The sequence below is a fragment of the Gleimia sp. 6138-11-ORH1 genome, from assembly GCF_024814355.1.
GTDB lineage: Bacteria > Actinomycetota > Actinomycetes > Actinomycetales > Actinomycetaceae > Gleimia.
In genome coordinates this window covers 60,715-82,273 of record NZ_JANUXV010000003.1, presented here as the reverse complement: position 1 = coordinate 82,273, position 21,559 = coordinate 60,715, and the positions used below count along the sequence as shown (strand labels likewise).

The following is a 21,559-nucleotide window of genomic DNA, read 5'->3' as shown; positions in this document are numbered from 1 at the left end:
GTGACGTTACTATCAGGTAGACTGAGGGTATGTCACAGCTCACACTGCATTCAAAGTTGAATAAACTGGTCGATATTGAACGACCAGAGGGAATCGAGCTGGCTACTTTAACCCGCTACGATATTCCCGCGTTAGCGTCCCTCTACCTAGCTGCCTACGATCACCGCTTCACTGCCGAAGACCTATTAGAAGCCGTAGAGGAAATGCGCATGGCCTTTAACGGTGAATTCGGTAAACCCTTAGATAACTCTTTCGTCGGCGCATGGCTTAATGGAAAGTTAGTGGGCGCTATATTACTTACTGTCACCAGCCCCTGGGAAGACCTCCCCGATGACACTCCCATTATCACTGACCTGATGGTAGACCCCGCCCACCGCGGACAGGGGATCGCCACAGCTTTAGTCGGAGAAATTGCTCTGCGCGTAAAGAAAGCTGGCTACGATTCAATTAGCCTGCGAGTAGACCTACATGAAGCTGCGCCCGCAGCGCAGCTATACACGTCACTGGGATTCATCGAAAACGAAGCTTAACGCTGACAGTTCGGACACCAAAAGAGACGCCGATTCTGCATCAATTGCTCCGCAATTTCCGTGCCGCAACGAACACAGGGACGCCCGGTTCGATGGTAAACGTAAAAACGTTGCGCCTCAATATCTGCAGGATCCTCTGGCAGTAAATCCTGCGGAAGCATGGTAGAGATCAAACCCGTTGCTAACCCGTCCAGAAGACCCGCGCGCAAATCATCCCACAGTAACCCAATCCGCCTTTGAGCTACATTCGCGCCTTTCCTAAACGGAGAAATCCCCACCCTAAAAAGGCACTCAGCCCTGTAAATATTACCCGGGCCAGCCACTACTGACTGATCCATAATCAACTCACCAATAGCACGTTTACGAGACTTCACTAAAGTAATGAAGCGTTCTCTGTCCGCAGGTTGATTTACCAATGGATCGGGCCCTAAACGGCGTAAAACCTGATGGACTTCCGCAAACGTAACTACCGCACAACGCGTTGGGCCGGACAGATCCGCCACCTGGTCCTTCCCAACCAAACGCAACCGGATTTCACCTCTCACCGGCGGAGGATCACCAAAAGCATCTAACGGATAAAAACGCCATTTACCGTATAAACCCAAATGCACGTGAAGCCACAGTGCTAACTCATCAGGAACATCCCCAAATTTAAGGAAAATATGCTTTCCCCAAGACGCACTCCCCGTAAGCGACTGCCCATCAAGTAACTGAGCAGAATCTGCAAACCTTCCCTGCGGGGAAAGCACTTTAAGCGGGTAGCTGCCAAACTCAGCTAGGAGCCGTCCGGTAAGTCGGTGAATAACGTGTCCTTCAGGCATTTAGCCCCTCAGTTTCAGCTCCAACTACCGATACTGCAATCGGCAAACTGGTTGTCTGTAGCTCAGTTTCATCAGCGTGCGAAGTCTCTGGGTCTGCCGCATGTAAGATACTCACCGACATTTCTTGGGTCTGCCCAGGTAAAACCTGCAAATAGTCCTCACACTCAGGACGATTAAAAGCATTGGTCATAAACTGGCAGAACTCCATCGCCAAAGACTCAGTTGCACGTTGTGCTAAAGGCTCTCCGGTGAAAAAATGCAGCACCCCTACCCCCGTCTGTATCGGTTGCAGTGAAGTCGCTACCACATCAGTGCGCGCCCCCGAAGCGTGGAATAAAGAAGCCCCCACAGTCCCATTAGTTTCTTCAATCACCAGATCAGTAAACGCCGTATCTAAATTACTCAAGTCACCGATCCACAGCTGAGAAAGCTCTTCAATATATGCCTGCGTGTCAGTTGCTTCCAATCCAGCTAACTCAGTGAAAGCAGCTGCACCGGCAAGCGGGATTAATGCTTCATCAACTTCAATCCGAGTTTTTGCTTCCACAATCAACTCAGCGTCGCTTCGAGCGCCCTCGTAACGAATATACGGGTGCCAACCCAAGCCAATCGGAGCCGGAATTTCACCCAGATTCTCAGCAGTTAAAGTTAAGTTCAACTCGTAAACGCCCTCTGCTTCACTCAGCGTGTAATCAGCGCGCAACGCAAACGGAACCGGATAATGCTCATCCCTAACTACCGTGGACAGTGACACGTAATCTTCTTCGTGAATATCTACGGTAAAATCAGCTGCCAAAACTAAACCATGCAAAGCTTCAAGCATCGGCTCACCCGCACCAGCCAGTTCCGTGGACTTGCCCTGCCAGGTATAAGATGCCCCCGCAATCCGGTTAGACCAAGGCGCCAGCAAAGCACTGCGACAACCGTCACCTGCCAGCACTTCGGAATCTGACGCATAACCGTCAATCAGATTAAACTCGCCTGTCCGCGAAGGCACCAGCCACTGCGTGACCACTGCCCCGCGAGTACAAATTCGCGCTTGCGAATCATGCAAAGATATGTCGATATAGGTTAATGCGTCAGCCACCGAAATCCCTTATTCCTTAGGTAACACAACCGAAACTAGCTTCGGAGCGCGCACAATCACCTTAAGCGGTTCACGCCCAGCTAAAGCTTTTTGCACTACCTCAGAGTTAAGCGCTAATTCCTGCAAATCCGCTTCGGAAATGCTAGGGGAAACTTCTAAACGTCCGCGGATCTTACCATTCATTTGAATCACGCAAACTACAGAATCTTCCTCCAGCAAAGATTCGTCAGTAACCACAGGGAAAGGCTGGCGCAGTAAGGATTCCTTATGCCCCAACTTAGCCCACAGTTCTTCGGCAATGTGCGGAGCCAACGGAGCCACCATAAGCACCAGTGGTTCAAGAGCCTCACGCGGAACCTGCTTTAAACCAGTCAAATGATTATTTAACACAATCATTTTCGCAGCCGCTGTATTCAACCGCATCTGCTGATAGTCTTCAGTTACCTCAGCGATCGTCCGCGCCACCAGTTTCTTCGTTGGCAAATCTGCTTCCGCTTCCGTGATAGTTAGCTCCCCGGTGTATTCGTCCACCGCGTTACGCCACAATCTTTGTAAGAAACGGTATGCGCCCACTACTGCGCGAGTCTCCCACGGGCGAGAAATCTCCAGCGGACCCATCGCCATCTCATAAATACGGAAAGTGTCTGCCCCGTAGGTTTCACACATTTCATCAGGGGTAACTGAGTTCTTTAAGGACTTCCCCATCTTTCCGTATTCACGTTCAACCGGTTCTCCCTGATAGAACCAACCGGTTTCTTCACTGCCTTCAACCTGGTCGGCCGGCACGTACTGTCCGCGACTATCCACGTAAGCATAGGCCATCACATACCCTTGGTTGAAGAGTTTATGGAATGGTTCTGAAGAAGAAACGTGTCCTAAGTCGAAAAGAATCTTATGCCAAAAACGCGCATACAGCAGATGCAAAACCGTGTGCTCTACCCCGCCTACATACAGGTCAGTTCCACCTGCACCTCCGGGAGTACGCGCCCCCATCCAGTAGGCTTCGTTAGCTGGAGAAACAAGCTGCTCCGAGTTATTGGGATCAGTGTAGCGGATCTCGTACCAGCAAGAACCCGCCCAGTTTGGCATTGTGTTGGTATCGCGATAGTAGGTTTGCAAACCTTCACCTAAATCCAGTTCTACCGCCACCCATTCCTGGGCTCGTCCCAGGGCAGCTTCCGGGGAAGAGTTGGCATCGTCAGGATCAAATGTCCGAGGACGGAAATCATCAACCTCAGGTAAAGTTACCGGCAGCATTTCTTCTGGCAAAGCGTGTACTCTACCATCTGCACCATAAACCACTGGGAAAGGTTCACCCCAGTAACGCTGGCGAGAGAAAAGCCAATCACGTAAACGGAAAGTCACCGTAGGGTAACCAAGTTCTTTTTCTTCAAGCCAAGCAGTGATCTTTGCAATCGCATCTGCTTTATTTAAGCCATCTAAACTAATTTCCGCATTTGCAGAGTTAATGATAACTCCGTCACCAGTCCAAGCCCCCTCAGTATGTTCAGGGCCAGGTTGAATGGTGGTGCGAATATCCAAGTTGAACTTAGTTGCAAAAGCAAAGTCGCGGGTATCGTGAGCAGGAACAGCCATAATAGCGCCAGTTCCATAGCCCATCAGCACGTAATCTGCTAAAAAGACAGGAATCTGCTGACCATTTACCGGGTTAGTTCCAAAAATACCGGTGAAAACCCCGGTCTTTTCGCCCTCACCTTGGGTACGTTCCAAATCAGAACGAGTCTTAGCTTGAGCGCGGTACGCTGCCACGGCTTCTTTTGGAGTGGCGTATCCGCCAGTCCATTCGGGGCGCGTTTCAGCTGGCCACTGAGTGGGAACAGTAAGTTCCTCTTCAGTTGCCTGCTGGTCCCCCACTAAGGGGTGTTCAGGAGCTACCACCATAAAAGACGCGCCAAATAGAGTATCAGGACGGGTAGTGAAAACAGTTAGCCGTGTTTCTTTAGTTTCCTGCCCAGCAGCGACCTCGAAATGAACAGTTGCTCCCTCAGAGCGGCCAATCCAGTTACGCTGCTGAGTAACGATCTTCTCAGGCCAATCTACGGTATCAAGGTCCTCAGAAAGCCGATCAGCATACGCGGTAATCCGCATCATCCACTGGCGCAAACGAGACTTAAAGACCGGGTAGTTACCGCGCTCAGAACGGCCCTCATTCGTAACTTCTTCATCAGCTAAAACGGTTCCTAAACCAGGACACCAGTTCACCGGCGCTTCGGAAACATACGCTAAACGGTACTCATCTAGCAAAGCAGCCTGTTCTTTTGCACTCATCTGCGCCCAGGGCTTACCCCCGGTAGATTTTTCCCCGGAAGCAAATTTCTCAACTAATTCTGAAATGGGGCGAGCTGACCCTAATTTTCCACTCGGATTTTTCGCTTCAGGATCATAGTAAGAGTTAAAGGCTTGTAGGAAAATCCACTGCGTCCATTTAACGTACTCATCATCAGTAGTTTGGAAAGAGCGGCGTAAATCATGGCTTAAACCAATCCGCTTCAACTGACGACGCATATTTTCCACGTTCTGATCAGTGGTAATCCGCGGATGCTGTCCCGTCTGAATCGCATACTGTTCCGCCGGGAGCCCAAAAGCATCAAAACCAAGGGTATAGAGAACGTTCTTACCCTGCATACGCTGGAAACGAGCCAACGCGTCAGTGGCAATATACCCCAATGGGTGTCCCACGTGTAGACCCGACCCGGATGGGTAAGGGAACATATCCAGCAAATAGTAAGGGTCTTTCGCCGCTTGAGGTCCAGCTAAATCGCCCTCGGGATTGTCAGCATGGAATGCTCCGGTCTCAGCCCAAATCTGCTGCCAACGGGTTTCAATCTCCCCAGCGAGTTTCGCGTCGTAACGGAACGGTGTTTCTACGGCGGGAGCCTGGCTCATTTCGTCCTCTTTTCTCACAGTTAATCACCTATTAGATTACCGCACTTTAAGGATTTGTAGGTATCTCGACCTAAATATCAGCCGGTAAAAGAGATTACATTTTTTGAACTGAGAATTATTTTGATTTTCATAGTGGCAATCGCGCAGTTTTCAACATTCTTCATAAGGAATTTGATTGTGAAAAATCCCCTCAGAATTTTCTGGTGAGAGATAGGTCTGCTTTCCTATAAAAATAGATTTTCAACAGGCACAATAGAGCTATGACTACTATTTTTGAAAAGATTATTGCCGGTGAATGGCCCGGCAAGTTTGTATATGCTGATGACCTCTGTGTTGTTTTTGCTACCAAAGCCCCCATCCGTCCCGGACACGTGCTGGTAGTACCACGCGAAGTTCACGATGCGTGGACTGATATGCCTGAAGATTTAGCTGCTCACCTAATGAAAGTGGGACACCGTATTGGTAAAGCGCAGTTAGGTGTTTACGAATGTACTCGTATTGGTTTGGAAATCGCTGGTTTTGAAGTTCCCCACGCACACCTGCACGTAATTCCACTGCGGGACGAGAATGACCTGGTGCTTGCGGAAGCAACTGAAGTTTCTGAACGCGTCCTTGAATCAACTATGCAGGCACTCCGCTCTGCTTTGGAAGAACAGGGGCATGAAGCTAACGTTCCGCTAACTATCGATTCTCCAGCACTTTCTTAATCTTTCGTATTTAACGCTCACTTATAGGTGGGGAACTTTCAGTTCCCCACCTACTTTTTATAGTTAGTGAAGATAACCTGAATAGACCCATTTTTTGAAACTTCCCCCGGGTATTAGACGAATGATAAAACCGAAATATGGGTAAAGAAAAACCCCGCATTTGCGGGGCAATGCTGGTGCGCCGTGAGGGAATCGAACCCCCAACCCACTGGTTAAGAGCCAGTTGCTCTGCCAATTGAGCTAACGGCGCTACGAACACTAATGCTGAAACATCAGAATCCGTTGGTGCGCCGTGAGGGAATCGAACCCCCAACCCACTGGTTAAGAGCCAGTTGCTCTGCCAATTGAGCTAACGGCGCGTACATGAATACTTTACTCTCCTTAGGGTAAAATCTCCAAATCTACCCTCTGTGCCCTCAGTCACAAGGTAAAGTCAAGCTCCTGAACTTAACTACCCTGTGAAAGACCCTGCACCAAATTTTAACTATCAAAAATCAGCCCACACCCTTTATGCTAGATAAGAGACAAAAAACTATCCTGTTTGAAAGAGACGATTAGTATGGGCGAATCCACTTCCGCACCATTAACTAGCACATCCAAAAACAGTTTTCACCTCTCCCCACTGGCAAATACCTTTCTACTACTAGCATCCGTAGCAGGTTTAATCGCCTCCCTAGGGTTATTGAAAACTGAAATTGAGTATTTATCTGATCCCACTGCCGCCCTTAACTGTGACATTTCCATACTGGTAGGCTGCAGTTCTTCACTCACCTCTTGGGAAGCCCACCTATTCTTCGGGTTGCCTAACACCGCCTTAGGAATAGCATTTTTCGCAGTAACCCTATTCGTTTCAGTTACTTCTTATTTGAAAGTTCACCTACCACGCCAAGTTTGGCACCTTTTAGCCGCAGCTTCTGGAGCTTCCCTACTCTTTATCGGTTTCTTCCTCTACGCTTCCATCTTTAACTTCCAAGCACTATGCCCCTACTGCCTGGTTATTTGGGCAGCAACCTTCATAACTTTCGGAACCTTAAACACTTATGCACTTTCCATTTGCAAAATACCCCTGGTTAATTCCTGGGGAAAACCCCTTCACAAAAACGCTTGGGCTGTTGTAGCTACACTTTTCTTACTTACCGCCATTACCGTGCTGTTAGGTTTGACCGATAAGATTGCGACTCTATTGTGAAACCCCGGATTTCCACCATGTCCGAAGACTATGTGCGTGCCATTTATTCAGCTGAAGAATGGGACGAAAAAGGCGTTGGGGTATCTGACTTAGCTAACCTAATGGGAGTAGTCCCCTCTACCGCGTCAGAAAACGTACGTCGCTTAAAAGAAGCCGGTTTAGTGGACCACAAACCCTATCAGCAAGTTCGCCTAACCCCGGCAGGACGCGAACAAGCCATGAAAATGGTGCGTCGCCACCGAATCTTAGAAACCTTCCTACATCAAGTTTTAGAGTTTTCATGGGATGAAGTACATGAAGAAGCTGAGCAACTTGAACACGCGGTGAGCGAACGCTTCATCGACCAAATCGATAAAGTTCTAGACTATCCAGCCACTGACCCGCATGGCGATCCGATTCCCCGCAAGGACGGATCGGTTGCCTCATCTTCCCCTCTCTCAGTCCTAACCGCCCCCACTGAAGTCCCCTTAGAGATTGTGCGAATTCGTGACGCAGAACCAGAGGTTTTACGCCACTTTGAAAGCCGCGGAATAACTCCGGGAAAACAGGTGCTGGTGTTAGAAAAATCAGATGTGACTGCACTGGTAGGATTGGAAGTTGCCGGGCAACGCGTTGATTTACCCTATACCCTGGGCGCCTTTATCCGAGTCCTCCCCCTTTAAGGCCTTTCACTTCCTGAAAGTAGTTCAAGCAAAGCTGCGCGCGCCTCATCTATTTCGACACTATTTCGATAACCGCAGTTATAGTCAATGGTCCCCTGAGGATCAATAGCTTTTAGAACTGTTTCTCTGCCATAGCGTTTTTCTACCAACTGGCAAAGCGCCAGATCATCAATTGCCGCTCTCAAAAGCCTATGCCTAAGGCTCTCTACTACTTCCCCATTCTTACCTGGATAAACCACAAAGGCATCACCGGAAATGAAACCACCTCCAGCGGCAGTATCCTGGTAGGGATCAACACTGCCTAATGAATATTGGCTGTTATAAAAATTGAATGCCCAGTGTAAAAATCCCTTAGCTTTCCCCTTATAAAGTTGGAAACCAATTTCTCTGTGCCGAGTACCTCTTTGTGCCATGAACCGATTAGCTACAGAAGTAGCTTGCGCCACGCAGTTGTACACCCATTCAGGTTCTACCTGCACTTTGCGGAACTTATCCACCGCATCAGTAGCTACCACCGGTTTTTCTACTGCTGCTAATAGTTCAGGTTCAGAAAGTGCATCTATGATTTGCGTTCCCGCTAATAGATCGAAAACTTGAGTTTTAGCTTTTTGATAGGCATTAAGTTGCTCTTTAGTTGGCTCATCTGAAATGTGATACCAGGTGTTTTCTTCCCCAAGTTCCGCGCTAAAGAAACTTCTGACCGCTGGAATTAACTGGGTTAGGAACTTCCGATACTCCGGTGAACTAGCAGGTTCTTCCCACCCAAAACGATAAGTTTGTTTTCCGGTAGCGTCAGTGATTAAGAATCTTGGGGTGGCTGCAGCGCCCCACTGAGTGAAAAGATGGGGCACTTCCACCTGCTTTATCCCATGGCGGCGCATAAGTTCCAGCCATTTTTCAGCGCGCGTAAAATCAAAACTATATTCGCCAGCTGCTTCACTGATTTCCAATAACTGCACGGTGGTACGATAGGTTCCTACTGCCGTATCTAAAGGCGGTGTCCACAGTGGCATTAACAGGCAGTTCACTCCCATTTTCGCGGCTGATGCGAACTGGGCGTCGATTACTTGCCAATGTGCTTCACTCCATACCTCAACTTCATAATAATTAGCTAAACTGTCTGCGTGAAACCATTGGGTATTAACGATTTGCGCAGCGGGAAGCTGAGTTTCTAAGACCTCTAACTCAAGTTGCGTTTCGTAAACTGGCGGAGCTTCCTTTGAAGCAGTCCTGGCAGTACTTCTATTTTGTTGGTAGGGAGCGCTCACAGAAAAGTTGATTAAATGTTTTCCTGGCGGAGCTACTAAATCAATCCAAATACTGTTCCATCCAGTATGTCCAGCTTTTAAGGTGACGCTACCAGCTGCTTGAAACTCTCCCAGAGGATACAGTGGGTCTGGCATCAGACCAGGAGTTGTCAATAAATAGGCATCATCAGGGTGAAGCGGAGCCGGGTTTTGCACCGGCACTAACCCGACTTTGTAAGTTGAGAAACTGACTTTCTCACTTTCAAAGTTAAAAGTGGCCAGTTCATTTAAGTTGCTGGTTTTAAAAGCCAATTGCACCGAGGTCGTTTGTGTCTGTAAGGCTTTCAGCTTCACCTCTGCCGCGGTTGTAACTAAAGGAATGGGCTCGCGGTGTGGAAGCACTTTATCCAGTGCATTAACCAGTTTTAACTCAAACATTTTTATCCTTTCACCCCTGAAGAAGTGACCCCTTCAATGAATTGGCGTTGCATAACTACGTAAACGATGAAAGGCACCATAAATGCAATGGTGGTTCCCGCCATCACCATTCCGTATTGGATAGAGAAAGAGCCTTTCAGTTGCGAAACTGCTAACGTCACAGTTTGCGTAGTATCTGACTGGAGGGAAACTAAGGGCCAGAGGAAATCATTCCAGGTTGTTAAGAAAGTAAAAACAGTCAGTGCAACTAAAACTGAACGAATCAGGGGGATGATTATTCGCATAAAAATCTGAAAGTCACTTGCACCATCAATTCGTGCAGCTTCAATCAGTGAACTGGGAATCGAATATAAGAATTGACGGATTAGGTAGACTCCAAAAGCATTCACCACTGGTAAGGCTAATGAGAAGTAACTACCAATGATTCCTGCTTTGGTGAACATCATGAACATAGGGATCAAAGTTACTTGCCCCGGAACCATCATGGAAACCAAGTAGACCCAAAAGATCCCTTCTGAACCGGGGAAACGTTTAAAGGCGAAACCATAGGCTGCTAAAGAACAAACCACGATATTCATTACACAAGCTAAGCAAACCACCAGCGTAGAAGTAAGTAAAGCTCCACCGAAGTTTTGCACTTCCCAAAGTGACCTGAAGTTATCAAGGGTTAATTTATCGAAATCTATCGTGTAGGAAAGACGGGTTGTGTCTTGAATCGCCGTGATAATCATAAGGACAAAAGGAAGTACCGCAAGGATCAGCAAGAGCCCGATAAAGAAGGCGGAAAGAGTTTTACCGATGTAACGCATTTTAGTCAGCTTCCTTACTCATAAGTTTCTGAACGGCTGATACCAAGACAATGATTAAAAGCAACACCATCGCTAATGCGGAAGCGTAGCCCATATCAAATCGAGTGAAACCCTGCTGGTAGATTTCCATAACAAGGGTGGAAGTAGCCCCACCGGGCCCACCTTTAGTCATCGCATAAATCAGGTCGAAGGCTTGAAATGACCAAATCGTAGCGAGTAATAAACTAAGCTGCGTTACTTTCTTTAAACCAGGAACCGTGATGTAGAAGAACTGTTGTACCGTGTTTGCTCCATCAACGCTGGCTGCTTCGTAGCGTTCTTTTGGTATATCTAAGACTCCGGCATAGAAAAGAACCAAGAAATAACCGATATTCTTCCATGCTGAAACGATGATTACTGCGCCTAAGGCATATTGGGGATCACCTAAAAAGTTAATCGCCGGTAAGTTCAGTTGTTTTAAAACCAGGTTGAAAAAACCGACCTCGCCAGCCAACATATATTGCCAAACTGTACCTACTAAGATGAGGGAAGCCACCACGGGAACGAATAAAACTGACCGAATGAAACCAGAAAGCCAACGGATTTTCATGCGGGCAAGTTTGTCGGCTAAAACCATTGGAATAAAAATCTGTAGCGGCACGGTAAAGACTGTGAAAACAACCGTATTTTTCAGCGCTCTCCAAAAGTTATCGTCTTCCCATAGACGTTGATAGTTATTGGCCCCCACCCACTGCGGGGAAGAAAGAACATCGAACCTGGTAAATGATAGGTAGGCTGAGGCAATAATCGGGATAACCGCAATAACTAGAAGAATCGTGAAGGAAGGGGCGACATATAATGTACCTGACCACTTTCCAAACGCGCTTTCTCCGGCATAGTGCTTTCTTGCAGAGCTCATCAAAATCTACTTTCTGAAAGTGGGGGTTGGTTCGTCACGCCAGCCCCCACTTATTTAACTTTCGTTAGCTAGCAAACTCACTTCAACATTTGATTTGCTTCAGTTGCAGCGTCTTTCATGGCTTGTTCAGGAGTTTTCTGGCCATTGAGCATCTGCTGCAGATTTGTGTAAAGAACCTGGTAGGTGCCGGTTCCGTTAGGAACTACCGGAAGAGGTTTCAAAATCTGTGCCTGTTCGGAATAGATCTTCGCAAATTCTTCTGGGTAAGTGTTCTTTTCATCGGATCCGATTGGAGGGAAGTTCGACTTTTGATGGAATTTCTCCATCTGTTTGCCCTCAGTCATGAAAGAAATCAGTTCATAGCAAAGTTTCGGATCCTTACATTGCTTCAGCATAACCAGTGAGTCAGAGGCAATGAAGGTGCCTTGTTTTCCATCCGGTCCTGCCAAGGAAGGGATCACCCCGTAGTTGATTCCAGCGTCTGACCAGCTCTTCGCGTTTTGATCAGTATCGATACTGAAAGCAACTTTTCCATCTAGGAAAAGACCGCGAGTGATTTCTTCAGTCATCCCCGTGGAAGCTGGATCCAGAACACCTGTTTCCTTCAGCTGATTAAGGTAGGTGGCTGCTGCGATGACTTCTGGGGAATCAAAACGAGTTTTTGAACCGTCTACTTCAAATAGTTCTCCGCCAGCTTGCCAAATGAAGGGGAAGAAAGCTCCATTCATTACTCCGCGAGCGTCCCCGAAAGGCACTACCAGTGGGGTGATCTCTTTTTCTTTAAGTTTCTTCCCTACTTCTAGAAATTCGTTCCAGTTGGTGGGGGCTTCAACTCCGGCTTTTTCAAGTAGGTCTTTGTTATATAGCAGGATCCGGGCGCCGCCTACAACCAGCGGAATGGAGTACTGTTTGTTGTTGAATTTTCCGTTTTCTAGGAAGTAGAAAGTTGATTTTTGCTGGTCAGTGACGAATTCGTCTAATGCGTAGAGTTGGTCTTTATCAATGTAGTCGCCGATCATTTCGGAATACATGTATCCTACTTCTGGGCCGTTGCCTGAGGAAACTCCGGTTAGGTATTTGGCTTCGTAGGAGTCCCAGGGAACGATGGTGACGTTCACGTCTACTCCGTGGGTTTCTTCGAATGGTTTGACGACTTCTTCCCAGTAGGCTTTGTCTTGTTTGTCTGCTACCAGGGGTGGCATCCACAGGTCGATAACTTTACTATCTGCAGATGGGGCGGTTGTGCCGCCGCAGGCGGCTAAGAGGATTCCCGCAGTCGTTACTGCGGCGAGTGTTTTGTGTTTCATTGACATTTCAGACTCCTTTGACTGCGGCACCTTTGCCGTAGTTTTAGAATACGTTCCCCCGGCAAGTTTCGCAACCAGTTTTCATAACTATTTTTATAACCAGTTTTTAACTTGAAATACTGGCTAAAATTTAGTTTTTCGGTAAACTGGTTTCATGCCAATCAACCCACAGTTTTCTTACCCTACTAACTCCGTAAAAGCCACCGCTAATATTCGCTTGCAGAACACGGTGAATGTGATTCATGCGCTCAGCGGTTACCCAGACTGGGTTTCTTTGAATGATTTACAACTTGAGTTAGCCCTCTCCCGCCCTACCCTCAACGCGGTTTTAGCTTCTTTAGAAAAAATCGGGTTGGTAAACTCAACTACTGCTAAAACTGGGCATGCTTTGGGGGGAAGAAAACCGCAATTATTCCTGCTCAATCCGCACCATCACAATACTTTAGTGATGCGAATTAATCTCTCTGGGTGTACTGGTAGAGTTATTTCCGCAAGTGGCACAGTGCTTTACCAGCATTACATTCCGCACGGCGATTTAAGTTCCCCAGAAAGCACTTTCGTTGCCCTTACTAAGGAACTGAAAAAACACACTACTGGCACAATCTATGCAACCGTGATCGCAGTAATGGGGATCGTACACAACGGGCAATTACTTCGCTCAGACACCTTCCCTTCGCTCACTAAACCTGATTGGGTTGAGGAAATTAAAAGCCTGGTTTCCACTGCAGATAATCCTTGCCCCGTGCAGATTGTAAATGACGCGAAGGTTGCTACCGAATGGATGCATCATCTGCTGCAGCAAAATCAAGCTGAACCAGAAACTCTAATGGCCGTTCACTGTTCAGATACGGTGGGAGCTGGTTTAATTTTCAATGGGAAACTGTTAGAGGGCGCTCGCGGAGCAGCTGGCGAGATTTTGTTAGGAAGCGACATCTATTGGCATAAGTGTAGGCAGTTGCTTAAAGAGTTGCGGGATAAATATGGGCGTCCCACTAATGAGATTTTTTCAACTGCGGGCATATGCGAGTTAGAAACTGAGCTAATCCAAAATGTTAGCGCTAATATTGGCCACGCTCTGATTCCAATCATTAACCTTTTAGATCCGGAAGTTATCGCCATTGGCGGCGCTATTTCTGATTGTGGTTCTTTAGTTAAGGCTTCTATTGCTCAAGTGTTCGCTGGGAAAATCTCTTCCCCACCGGAAATTTATATTACCCCGCGTGGAACGCAATCCGTATTAAGTGGTTGCTTTCTACACGCGGGGCAACTTGCTTTAGAAACAGTGCTTCTTAAAAGAGACTAGTCTCAGCTATCGATTCCCAAGAGTTTTCGGATTCTGGCTACGTGCCCGGTGGCTTTCACGTTATATAGGGCGTGAGCTACCGTTTTATCCTTGTGGATTACTATGGTGGAGCGGATTACACCCACCACCGTTTTTCCGTAGTTTTGTTTCTCCCCGTAGGCTCCCCAAGCTTCCATCAGAGTTTTATCTGGATCGGTAGCAAGCGCAAAGTTTAGCCCTTGTTCGTTAGCGAATTTTTCTAAGGCAGAAAGTTTGTCTGGACTTACGCCCACAACAGTGTATCCGGCGCCTTGTAAACTCTGTAATGAGTCTCTAAAATCGCAGGCTTCTTTAGTGCAACCCGGGGTTGATGCTTTGGGGTAAAAGTAAACGATTACCCCTTTTTCACAGTTTTCGATTAGCTGGTAAAGGTCTACTTTTCCTTTGGTGCTGTCTACCTGAAAGTTTGGAATCAGGTCTCCTGGGTTAAAGCGGGGCATAGTTTTCTTCCTGTTTTCTGTCTTAAGGTGATTAACTACAGGTCTTTTAGATAAAAGCCTTTGTTTCTCCCCATTCAATCGTTCCCAGTCTGGTGAGTGGGTTAAGCTGAGCGAAATCAGCTGCTCCTGATTCTCCTACCAATCCTTCAGCGGTGTGAATGGCTTTTACCTTACCGTAGATGATGGTTGAGCTGCCCATTTCTTTAGTTTCGATTAATTCACATTCAAAACTAGCTTGGGCTAGGTCAATAATCGGTGCATCTACGTGCAGGCCCTCAGTGGTGGTTATTTCAGCGGGGATCACCTTTGTTTCGTCAGCGGGTACTGGTTTACCTGTTTGTGCTACTAAGTCGCGGTGAGAAACTGAAGGAATGTTAAAGACAAAAGCCTTACGTTCAGTTACGTTCTGGTAGGTGAGTTTTTTACCGATGGAGCAAAATTGCACGATAAGCGGGTCTACGGAGACAACTCCGGACATAGCATAAGGTGCTACATTTACGGTGCCGTCTTGATTGTAGGTGGAAATCCAGGCGATTAGCCGGGGTGCTCCGATGCTCATTGCCAGTTTGTAAACTTGGGCGCCGTCTAAGTCTTTGATGTTATGTAACTGTTTTTCCATTATTTTCTTCTTACTTGATTTCTGCTTCGGAGTATTAGCATACTCTTTTTTCGTTGGCTTTATTCGTTTACGTCCCGGTTTAAGAGTCGATAAACTTCACCGTTGGCGGCCAGTAGCTGCGCTACACTGCCTTTTTCCACCAGTTTTCCGTCGTCGATTAGGGCAACTTGGTCTGCGTGTTTAACTGATTCCAAGCGGTGGGTAATTTCGATTACGGTGGTTCCAGGGTAGTTTCTTGCCAGATTTTCGCGGATTTCTTTTTCTAACTGCGTGTTCAAGTTGGCAGAGAATTCGTCTAACACCAGTACTTTTGGTTGCATCAAAAGTGAGCGCCCTAAAGCTAGACGTTGAGATTGTCCGCCTGATAGTTTGGTGCCTCCTTGACCTACTTCGGTTTTTAGTCCGGCTGGCATTGCTTCAATTTCAGCTTTTAACCCCACGGTTTCAAGAACTTCCCAAAGCTGCGCGTCGGTTGCTTCAGGGGCTCCTAAGCGTAGGTTGGTGGCAATGTCAGCGTTGAGGTGCTGGTTTTTTTGGGTTACTAGCACAACATTTTGTCTGAGTGAATCCAGCGTGTAGTCTGTCACTGGCACGGCATCGAGTTTGATAGTGCCTTGGGTTGGGTCGTCGAAGCGAAGTAGCAGTTGTGCTGCAGTGGATTTGCCGGATCCGGAAACTCCCAGGATTACGGTGCGTTTTCCAGCTGGTGCGGTGAGGTTGATATTCTCGAGGGCGGTTTTTACAACTTCTCCGTTTTCGTCGCGGTACTGGTAGGTGACGTTTTCCCAAGTTACTGTGGGTGCTTGGGTGGGAGTGTAGGTGTTTTCACCGTCCGTTACCTGTTGTGGCGCGTTTGAGATTGTCCAGAGGCGACGCGCTGCCGCAATGGAGTGGTCTAAGTATCCGAGGGCGTCTTCTACCCCGCGTGGTCCTTCAAAGAGGCGTAGGCTACCGGTTGCTACTGCGGCGACGATGATTGGATCGAATCCGGTTTTAAGACCGATTAAGACAATCCCCGTAACGCTAATCAGCATGAGGGCCGCATTTACTGCGCGGCGTAGGGCAACGATTGTCCGTGGATAGTTGGCTCTTTGAGTGACGCTATTTTCATAGTTGGTCATGGCTTCTAACCGGTTGGTTTCCTGGTTGTAGCCAACTACTTCACTAATTCCTGAAACTGAGTCAGTTACGTGGTGAGCTAGTTTGCGACGCAGTAGCAGGGTTTCTTGGGTGGCTGCAAAAGCTTTTTTCGTGCCGATTAGGGGCAGAATCAGGAGGGAAATTAGTACGCAGATTAGAGGAATCAGGGCTAATTCCCAACCGTAGAGAATCCCTACACCACTAAGAATGGTGAGCGGGGCAATTAGGGCTGCTACCAGGGGGGCGAAGGTATGGGCGTAGAAAACTTCAATCCGATCCACGTCGCGAGTTAAGGAAGCTAATACGTCCCCAGAATGAGAGTGGGATACAATCGCGGGAGCTTTGGGCCATAGTTTTGCAAACGCATAGGTACGTAGTAGTTCCAGAGCTTTGAATGCTACGAAGTGCCCAGAAAATTGCTCAAAGTAAAAGGCGATTGCTTTAGTTAATGAGGCTACGATAAGCGCGGTGAAAACTGTAGTTGCGTTTGCTTGGTTGAGAATCAGAGCAACTACTCCGCCGCCAGCAACTGCGAAGAGAAGGAAGTCCGTTACCAGGTTAATGATTCTAAATACTGAGGAAATCAAAAGTGGCTTATGGACTGGTTTGGTAATGCTGGTGAGCCATTTGACGATTTCTTTTAAGGAAGGCTGGGTTAGATTGGTTTTCATCGTCACTTCCCTACCTTTTCGGTATTCTCAGTTGCTTCCAGGTCTTTTAAGTGATTAAGTGGCATCTCGAAACTATCCAAAACACCATTTTCTAAGGTGAAAGTTGCGTCGGCTAGTTTTAGTAAGGCTAAACGGTGGGTTACTAATACCACGGTGTATTCGTCGGAGATTTTCCCAATCGCAGCGATTAGTTTCGCTTCAGAATCAATGTCTACTTGCGCGGTGGGTTCATCTAGAATCAGGATTTTTCTTCCTGAGAGGAAAGCTCGGGCCAGGGAAAGCCGCTGTGCTTGTCCACCTGAGATGAGTGCTCCTTGTTCGCCTACACTGCTGTCTAACTGTTGTCCCATGGAACGCACTTCGGCAGCTAGGTTTGCTTTTTCTAAGGATTCCCAGATTTCCGTATCGGTTGCGTCCGGTTTGGCTAGGCGGAGGTTGTCGCGAATATTCCCGGTAAATAGCCAGGTTTTTTGTGCGACGAAAGCGATTTGTTGCATGAAGGTTTCTGAGGTGCGCACGTCTTCACCGGCAACTGTGAGGCTTCCGGTTTGTAGTGGCAGGGAGCCTTTGATTAGTTTCAAAAGTGTTGTTTTTCCCCCGCCGGAGCGGCCCACGATAGCTATTTTGCGTCCTTGGGGCACGTCTAGGTTAATTCCCTTTAAGACTGGTCCGCGCCCGTAGTCGAAGTGTAGGTTTCGCACTTTAATTGCCAGGTCAAAGGTGTCGTCCTCGGAATCTGCTTGGGAGTCTGAGATTGCGGGAATACCCGCGATTGCGGAAGTGCCTGGGATTGTGGAAGTACCTGGGACTGCGGAAGTGTCTGCTTGCTTTGCTTTGTTTGCTTCGTCTGTTTCAAGGAATTTGCGAATCTGTTTTTCGCTGGCCATTCCACCCATTCCGATGTAGAAGAAGCCGGCAATCTGATTGAGCGGTTCTAATAGTAAGAAGGAGAGGAAGATGATGGAGATTGCACCGGCTAAGTCGATTGCGCCAGCTTGGAAACGCAGGTAGCTCATTAGGGAAGCTACCACGATTAGGCAGAGGCTAAAAAGTCCATCTAGGATGATGATGACTATCTGGTTTCCGGCCAGTAGACGCATGATTGCTTTGCGGTTTTTCTCTCCCTGAGCTTTGAGTTCTGCTTCGATCCGCGGGGCGGCCAGGTGGAGGCGAATCAGCACCAGGTTACGGATAGCGTCCAGGTAGCGGGCAGCTAATTTGCCGCGTTGTTTGCGGGAGTTGGCTGAGGTTTTTGCGAATACTTTCATAAATCCGCCCACGCCCAAAGGAATTACTGGAATCATTAGTAGGAGGATCACTCCAGTTACCCAGTCTATGGCTCCGGCCACGTAGAGAAGGGTGAGGAAGGGGATTAGGATCGCAGCCAGGGTTGGCCCAAAGTATACCTGTCGAAATTCTACGACTCGTTCGGTATTATCCGTGAGCATTGCGATAAGCTGTCCGTCGTTTGCAGAGTCGTTACTATCTTCAGCTTTTATGTGTAAGGACCTCTGTTGGGCAAACAGTCGGTTGAGCAGGTTGTGGCGGATGCGTTTTTCTTCTTGGCGGGCGGCTCTGCCACCGTACCAAAGTTCAAAGAATGAGGCGGCGAAAGCCAGGATTATTCCGCAGCTAAGTGCGATTATTTGCCAATTTGTGGGGATTTCTGCACTGTTTTGTGGGTAGTTGCCGATGATTTGCGCTAAGGTGAGCAGGGTGAGTGCTACTGCGCTAGCATATCCGATGCGCCCAAGCATGACCAGGCGTGTGTCGCGTTTTCCGGCAGCTGAGATTACCGCTGTCTTTTTTCTTCTTTTCATTCTTTGGGTCCTATTTTCGCTTTTCTTCGGATTTTCCGAGGGCGTTAAACGAAACGTATTTAGGAAAGCTTAGGCTTACCTTATTCACCCACTAGCATACCATTCTGACACCGTGTCTCTATAATCTATTTTCTAAATCACATATGGATTGTTTTCAAGTTCATCTCCCTAACTTTTTACCCCTATTTTCAGTTCACCCGCCAACATTCATCGGCAAAAACCTGCGCCTTTCCAACAACCAATAATTCCGCTAATGCCCCATTTACTTCACTGACACTTAAACCTGCTGAAACAGCCACCGAGCTAACCTGCGCCCGCCCATATTTTGGAAGTGCCTGCCAAACTCTTTGCGCCAAAATCGAAGGAAACTCTGTTTCATCAGCCAAATTTGGCTCTGTTGCAACTTCCCGCCGGAAAGATTCACTGAGGGGATCAACTAGCTCTCTTATATCTGGAACGCTAGTTACTAAACTGGCACCTGCTTCTCTAATCAGCCGATGACATCCTTTTGACATTTGCGAATAGATCGAGCCGGGCACCGCTGCCACGGGGCGCCCCAACTCTAATCCTCGATGCGCAGTTGCTAAAGCTCCTGAACGCCAGCCGGCTTCTATCACCACAGTTGCTTGAGAAAAGGCAGCAATTAGTCGATTGCGTGCTAAAAAACGCCATTTTGCGGGACGCCAGGTGGGAGGTACTTCGGAAATTATCAACCCACATTCTGTAATCGCGTCAAATAAATCCAACTGCGACACTGGATAAAGTTGATTAATTCCCCCAGCCATAAAGGCAATGGTGGCTTGGGATTCATTATTTACCCGCGGTTGTTTGGTAGCTTGGATTGCCCCGCGGTGAGCGGCAGCATCTATACCAAATGCTCCTCCAGAGATCACACTATAACCGGCTTGGACCAGCTCATAGGCAAATTCTTGGGAGATTTGCTCCCCTTCCCCACTGGCTGCGCGCGCCCCCACTAAGGCGATATGTGCTTTAGGGGGTGTAGCCTGGAGATTACCTTTTACCCAAAGAGCTACCGGCGCGCCAATTCCTAAATCAGCTAATTGTTTAGGCCAGCGTGGATGTTCCGGATACCAAAGTTCCCCTCCTTGGCGTTCTAATAGGTCAAGCTGCTGCCTAACGTTTGCTTGTGGCACTCGCGGTAGCCAACGGGCAACAACTTTTGCCCAGGGAATTACTTTCCCATTTTCTAACCTGCGGATCTGTTTTGGTAAGTCGGTTGGGTTTGCCCCGGAAAGTAACCAGGCTAAGGCGGCAGTAGCTCCCATTTCGCTGATGAGAACTCCCCCGGCGGTATCACCTGGTTCCAGTAGGTTAGACCACATACAGGCTACTTCAAGGGGTGAGTTCAAGTTTGGTTTATACATTTTTTAACCCATTTCGATATTGCATGGCCTGCCCAAAATCATTTATTTCAATCGTTTCACTATCTCTTAAATCGGCTATAGTGCGGGCTACTTTAAGAACTCTGTCTATTCCCCTTAAGCTCAAGGTGGCTCGGCTAAGGGCTTTTTGGATCTGCTGGTTGACCAGCTCACTTATCCCCATAGCTTCACTGCGAATAAGCTGAGTGGTAATTTGCGAGTTCGTTTTTATCCCATAGTTTCGATACCAGCGTTGCCGGGCTTTTTCTCTGGCCATTTCAACTGCTTCTAACGCGGTTTCGGTAGTGAACAGCGGGGGTATTTCTAAAGCTGTTACGGTGGGGGTTATCAGGGGGATCTGCATATCTATCCGGTCTAAAAGTGGCCCCGATAGTCTACCCAAGTATTTTCGTTTCTGCGTGGGGGTACAACTACAGGTTTTTGTTCGTGAGATTGCATATCCGCAAGGGCAGGGATTAGTTGCCAAGATTAGTTGAAAACGCGCGGGAAAAGTCACTTGCGCTTTCGCTCGGGAGATGGTGATATTTCCCGTCTCTAAAGGTTGCCTAAGCGCATCTAATACTTTGGGGGTGAACTCGGTGGCTTCATCTAAGAAAAGGACTCCTTGATGGGCTAGTGAAATAGCGCCGGGGCTGGGAAGTCCGGTGCCTCCCCCTACCATCGCTACCATCGAAGCGCTGTGGTGTGGAGCCTCAATCGGGGGAATTTCAATTAGTCCATTGGCTACCTGTTTTCTACCAGCTACTGATTGAATGGCGGTTACTTCTAAAGCAGCTTCGCCGGTTAGTTTAGGAAGAATCCCGGGCAGGCGTTGCGCCAACATAGTTTTGCCTGCCCCTGGCTCTCCTACTAAAAGTAGGTGGTGTCCGCCGGCAGCTGCGGTGACCAGGGCTTGTACTGCAAAGTTCTGTCCCTTTACTTCTGCCAGGTCCGGCTGAGTTGTTTCACAATAGTTTTCCACCAGTTTTTCCCGAGGGCGAAAATTACCGGTATTTGCTTCTACTTTCCCCCCAAACTGGGTTATCACCTCAGCTAAGTTTGCTAACCCTATGATTTCAATGCCGGGGACCAAGCTGGCTTCCTTTGCTTGAGCGCAAGGCACTACCACGGTTCTAAATCCGTATTGACGGGCGGTCAGGACAGCGGGAAGAATCCCACGGATGGGTTGGAGAGTGCCGTCTAAGCCTAGTTCTGCTAAGAATATTGTCTCTCTTAGTTTGGTTTCTTTTAGGTAGCCTTGAGCACCTAAAAGTCCGATTGCAATTGCTAAGTCGAATCCTGATCCCATCTTGGGAACGTTTGCCGGAGATAGGTTCACGGTGACGCGGTGTTCTATCCATTTAAAGCCGCAGGTTTGTAAGGCAGCTCGCACCCTGTCTTTACTTTCTTTTACTCCGGTATCGGGCAGTCCAACCAGATTAAAAGCCACTAGCCCGGGGGCAATGTGGGTTTCTACATCTATTAGATTCCCAGTTAGACCAACAATGGCTATCGCGTAGGTGCGAACTATTTTAGTGCGCAT

Annotated in this window: 18 protein-coding genes and 2 tRNA genes; 5 read left to right on the top strand and 15 right to left on the bottom strand. The window is 48.0% G+C overall.

From position 1 onward, the window contains the following. Nucleotides 1-29: 29 nt before the first annotated feature. Nucleotides 30-530: a GNAT family N-acetyltransferase gene (locus NXS08_RS05410; protein ID WP_259138201.1), complete on the top strand. Its 501-nt coding sequence runs from the start codon at nt 30-32 to the stop codon at nt 528-530. Here NXS08_RS05410 and NXS08_RS05405 read toward each other — a convergent pair. The 3 genes from NXS08_RS05405 to NXS08_RS05395 are packed head-to-tail and all read right to left on the bottom strand — an operon-like array spanning nt 527 to nt 5,345. Next, the gene (locus NXS08_RS05405; RefSeq protein WP_259138198.1) at nt 527-1,351 is read right to left on the bottom strand and encodes an Fpg/Nei family DNA glycosylase; all 825 of its coding nucleotides are present in this window, start codon (nt 1,349-1,351) and stop codon (nt 527-529) included. The genes NXS08_RS05410 and NXS08_RS05405 overlap by 4 nt on opposite strands. Further along, nucleotides 1,344-2,438, bottom strand: a complete 1,095-nt coding sequence (locus NXS08_RS05400; protein ID WP_259138195.1) for an aldose 1-epimerase — start codon at nt 2,436-2,438, stop codon at nt 1,344-1,346. Before NXS08_RS05400 ends, NXS08_RS05405 begins: the two co-directional genes overlap by 8 nt. Before the next feature lie 9 nt (nt 2,439-2,447). After that, nucleotides 2,448-5,345 carry a leucine--tRNA ligase gene (locus NXS08_RS05395; RefSeq protein WP_259138192.1) on the bottom strand — a complete coding sequence of 966 codons (2,898 nt, stop codon included), beginning with the start codon at nt 5,343-5,345 and terminating at the stop codon, nt 2,448-2,450. A 260-nt stretch (nt 5,346-5,605) separates the two neighbouring features. Here NXS08_RS05395 and NXS08_RS05390 point away from each other — a divergent pair, with 260 nt between their 5' ends. Then, on the top strand, nt 5,606-6,052 hold the full coding sequence (locus NXS08_RS05390) for an HIT family protein (protein WP_259138190.1): 447 nt from the start codon (nt 5,606-5,608) through the stop codon (nt 6,050-6,052). A 174-nt stretch (nt 6,053-6,226) separates the two neighbouring features. Here the strand turns inward: NXS08_RS05390 and NXS08_RS05385 are convergent. Then, nucleotides 6,227-6,302, bottom strand: a tRNA-Lys gene (locus NXS08_RS05385). Nucleotides 6,303-6,335: 33 nt separating this feature from the next. Further along, nucleotides 6,336-6,411: transfer RNA gene (locus NXS08_RS05380), tRNA-Lys, on the bottom strand. A 200-nt stretch (nt 6,412-6,611) separates the two neighbouring features. Here NXS08_RS05380 and NXS08_RS05375 point away from each other — a divergent pair. Further along, entirely contained in the window at nt 6,612-7,241 is a 630-nt protein-coding gene (locus NXS08_RS05375; protein ID WP_259138188.1) for a vitamin K epoxide reductase family protein, read from the top strand. Continuing rightward, on the top strand, nt 7,238-7,903 hold the full coding sequence (locus NXS08_RS05370; protein WP_259138185.1) for a metal-dependent transcriptional regulator: 666 nt from the start codon (nt 7,238-7,240) through the stop codon (nt 7,901-7,903). Before NXS08_RS05375 ends, NXS08_RS05370 begins: the two co-directional genes overlap by 4 nt. Here the strand turns inward: NXS08_RS05370 and NXS08_RS05365 are convergent. From NXS08_RS05365 to NXS08_RS05350, 4 genes are all read right to left on the bottom strand, one after another. Further along, nucleotides 7,900-9,588: a DUF4091 domain-containing protein gene (locus tag NXS08_RS05365; protein ID WP_259138183.1), complete on the bottom strand. Its 1,689-nt coding sequence runs from the start codon at nt 9,586-9,588 to the stop codon at nt 7,900-7,902. The genes NXS08_RS05370 and NXS08_RS05365 overlap by 4 nt on opposite strands. Before the next feature lie 2 nt (nt 9,589-9,590). Further along, a complete protein-coding gene (locus tag NXS08_RS05360; RefSeq protein ID WP_259138181.1) occupies nt 9,591-10,397 on the bottom strand; it encodes a carbohydrate ABC transporter permease in 807 nt (268 codons plus the stop codon). A 1-nt stretch (nt 10,398) separates the two neighbouring features. Further along, the gene (locus tag NXS08_RS05355) at nt 10,399-11,295 is read right to left on the bottom strand and encodes a carbohydrate ABC transporter permease (RefSeq protein ID WP_259138179.1); all 897 of its coding nucleotides are present in this window, start codon (nt 11,293-11,295) and stop codon (nt 10,399-10,401) included. A 77-nt stretch (nt 11,296-11,372) separates the two neighbouring features. Next, entirely contained in the window at nt 11,373-12,608 is a 1,236-nt protein-coding gene (locus NXS08_RS05350) for an ABC transporter substrate-binding protein (protein WP_259138177.1), read from the bottom strand. Nucleotides 12,609-12,756: 148 nt separating this feature from the next. On the opposite strand from NXS08_RS05350, the gene NXS08_RS05345 reads away from it, so the two are divergent. Continuing rightward, entirely contained in the window at nt 12,757-13,905 is a 1,149-nt protein-coding gene (locus NXS08_RS05345) for an ROK family protein (protein WP_259138172.1), read from the top strand. A 2-nt stretch (nt 13,906-13,907) separates the two neighbouring features. Here NXS08_RS05345 and NXS08_RS05340 read toward each other — a convergent pair whose 3' ends face one another. The 6 genes from NXS08_RS05340 to NXS08_RS05315 all read right to left on the bottom strand — a co-directional run bounded on the left by NXS08_RS05340 (nt 13,908) and on the right by NXS08_RS05315 (nt 21,559). Further along, complete coding sequence (locus NXS08_RS05340; protein ID WP_259138169.1) at nt 13,908-14,384, bottom strand: peroxiredoxin; 477 nt, start codon at nt 14,382-14,384, stop codon at nt 13,908-13,910. A 46-nt stretch (nt 14,385-14,430) separates the two neighbouring features. Next, nucleotides 14,431-15,003, bottom strand: a complete 573-nt coding sequence (locus NXS08_RS05335) for a flavin reductase family protein (protein WP_259138166.1) — start codon at nt 15,001-15,003, stop codon at nt 14,431-14,433. A gap of 59 nt (nt 15,004-15,062) precedes the next feature. Then, on the bottom strand, nt 15,063-16,814 hold the full coding sequence (locus NXS08_RS05330) for an amino acid ABC transporter ATP-binding/permease protein (protein WP_259138163.1): 1,752 nt from the start codon (nt 16,812-16,814) through the stop codon (nt 15,063-15,065). Nucleotides 16,815-16,816: 2 nt separating this feature from the next. Next, the gene (locus tag NXS08_RS05325; protein ID WP_259138160.1) at nt 16,817-18,634 is read right to left on the bottom strand and encodes an ABC transporter ATP-binding protein/permease; all 1,818 of its coding nucleotides are present in this window, start codon (nt 18,632-18,634) and stop codon (nt 16,817-16,819) included. Between the two features lie 188 nt (nt 18,635-18,822). Then, nucleotides 18,823-20,019, bottom strand: coding sequence for a DNA-processing protein DprA (gene dprA / locus NXS08_RS05320; RefSeq protein ID WP_259138158.1), 1,197 nt, complete (start codon nt 20,017-20,019; stop codon nt 18,823-18,825). Beyond that, complete coding sequence (locus NXS08_RS05315; protein ID WP_259138155.1) at nt 20,012-21,559, bottom strand: YifB family Mg chelatase-like AAA ATPase; 1,548 nt, start codon at nt 21,557-21,559, stop codon at nt 20,012-20,014. Before NXS08_RS05315 ends, dprA begins: the two co-directional genes overlap by 8 nt.

Bases quoted from the DNA above. Each gene is read 5' to 3' on its own strand.
- NXS08_RS05410 (WP_259138201.1), top strand. From the start codon at position 30: ATGTCACAGCTCACACTGCATTCAAAGTTGAATAAACTGGTCGATATT.
- NXS08_RS05405 (WP_259138198.1), bottom strand. From the start codon at position 1,351: ATGCCTGAAGGACACGTTATTCACCGACTTACCGGACGGCTCCTAGCT.
- NXS08_RS05395 (WP_259138192.1), bottom strand. From the start codon at position 5,345: ATGAGCCAGGCTCCCGCCGTAGAAACACCGTTCCGTTACGACGCGAAA.
- NXS08_RS05390 (WP_259138190.1), top strand. From the start codon at position 5,606: ATGACTACTATTTTTGAAAAGATTATTGCCGGTGAATGGCCCGGCAAG.
- NXS08_RS05375 (WP_259138188.1), top strand. From the start codon at position 6,612: ATGGGCGAATCCACTTCCGCACCATTAACTAGCACATCCAAAAACAGT.
- NXS08_RS05365 (WP_259138183.1), bottom strand. From the start codon at position 9,588: ATGTTTGAGTTAAAACTGGTTAATGCACTGGATAAAGTGCTTCCACAC.
- NXS08_RS05360 (WP_259138181.1), bottom strand. From the start codon at position 10,397: ATGCGTTACATCGGTAAAACTCTTTCCGCCTTCTTTATCGGGCTCTTG.
- NXS08_RS05355 (WP_259138179.1), bottom strand. From the start codon at position 11,295: ATGAGCTCTGCAAGAAAGCACTATGCCGGAGAAAGCGCGTTTGGAAAG.
- NXS08_RS05350 (WP_259138177.1), bottom strand. From the start codon at position 12,608: ATGTCAATGAAACACAAAACACTCGCCGCAGTAACGACTGCGGGAATC.
- NXS08_RS05345 (WP_259138172.1), top strand. From the start codon at position 12,757: ATGCCAATCAACCCACAGTTTTCTTACCCTACTAACTCCGTAAAAGCC.
- NXS08_RS05340 (WP_259138169.1), bottom strand. From the start codon at position 14,384: ATGCCCCGCTTTAACCCAGGAGACCTGATTCCAAACTTTCAGGTAGAC.
- NXS08_RS05335 (WP_259138166.1), bottom strand. From the start codon at position 15,003: ATGGAAAAACAGTTACATAACATCAAAGACTTAGACGGCGCCCAAGTT.
- NXS08_RS05330 (WP_259138163.1), bottom strand. From the start codon at position 16,814: ATGAAAACCAATCTAACCCAGCCTTCCTTAAAAGAAATCGTCAAATGG.
- NXS08_RS05325 (WP_259138160.1), bottom strand. From the start codon at position 18,634: ATGAAAAGAAGAAAAAAGACAGCGGTAATCTCAGCTGCCGGAAAACGC.
- dprA (WP_259138158.1), bottom strand. From the start codon at position 20,019: ATGTATAAACCAAACTTGAACTCACCCCTTGAAGTAGCCTGTATGTGG.
- NXS08_RS05315 (WP_259138155.1), bottom strand. From the start codon at position 21,559: ATGCGCACTAAAATAGTTCGCACCTACGCGATAGCCATTGTTGGTCTA.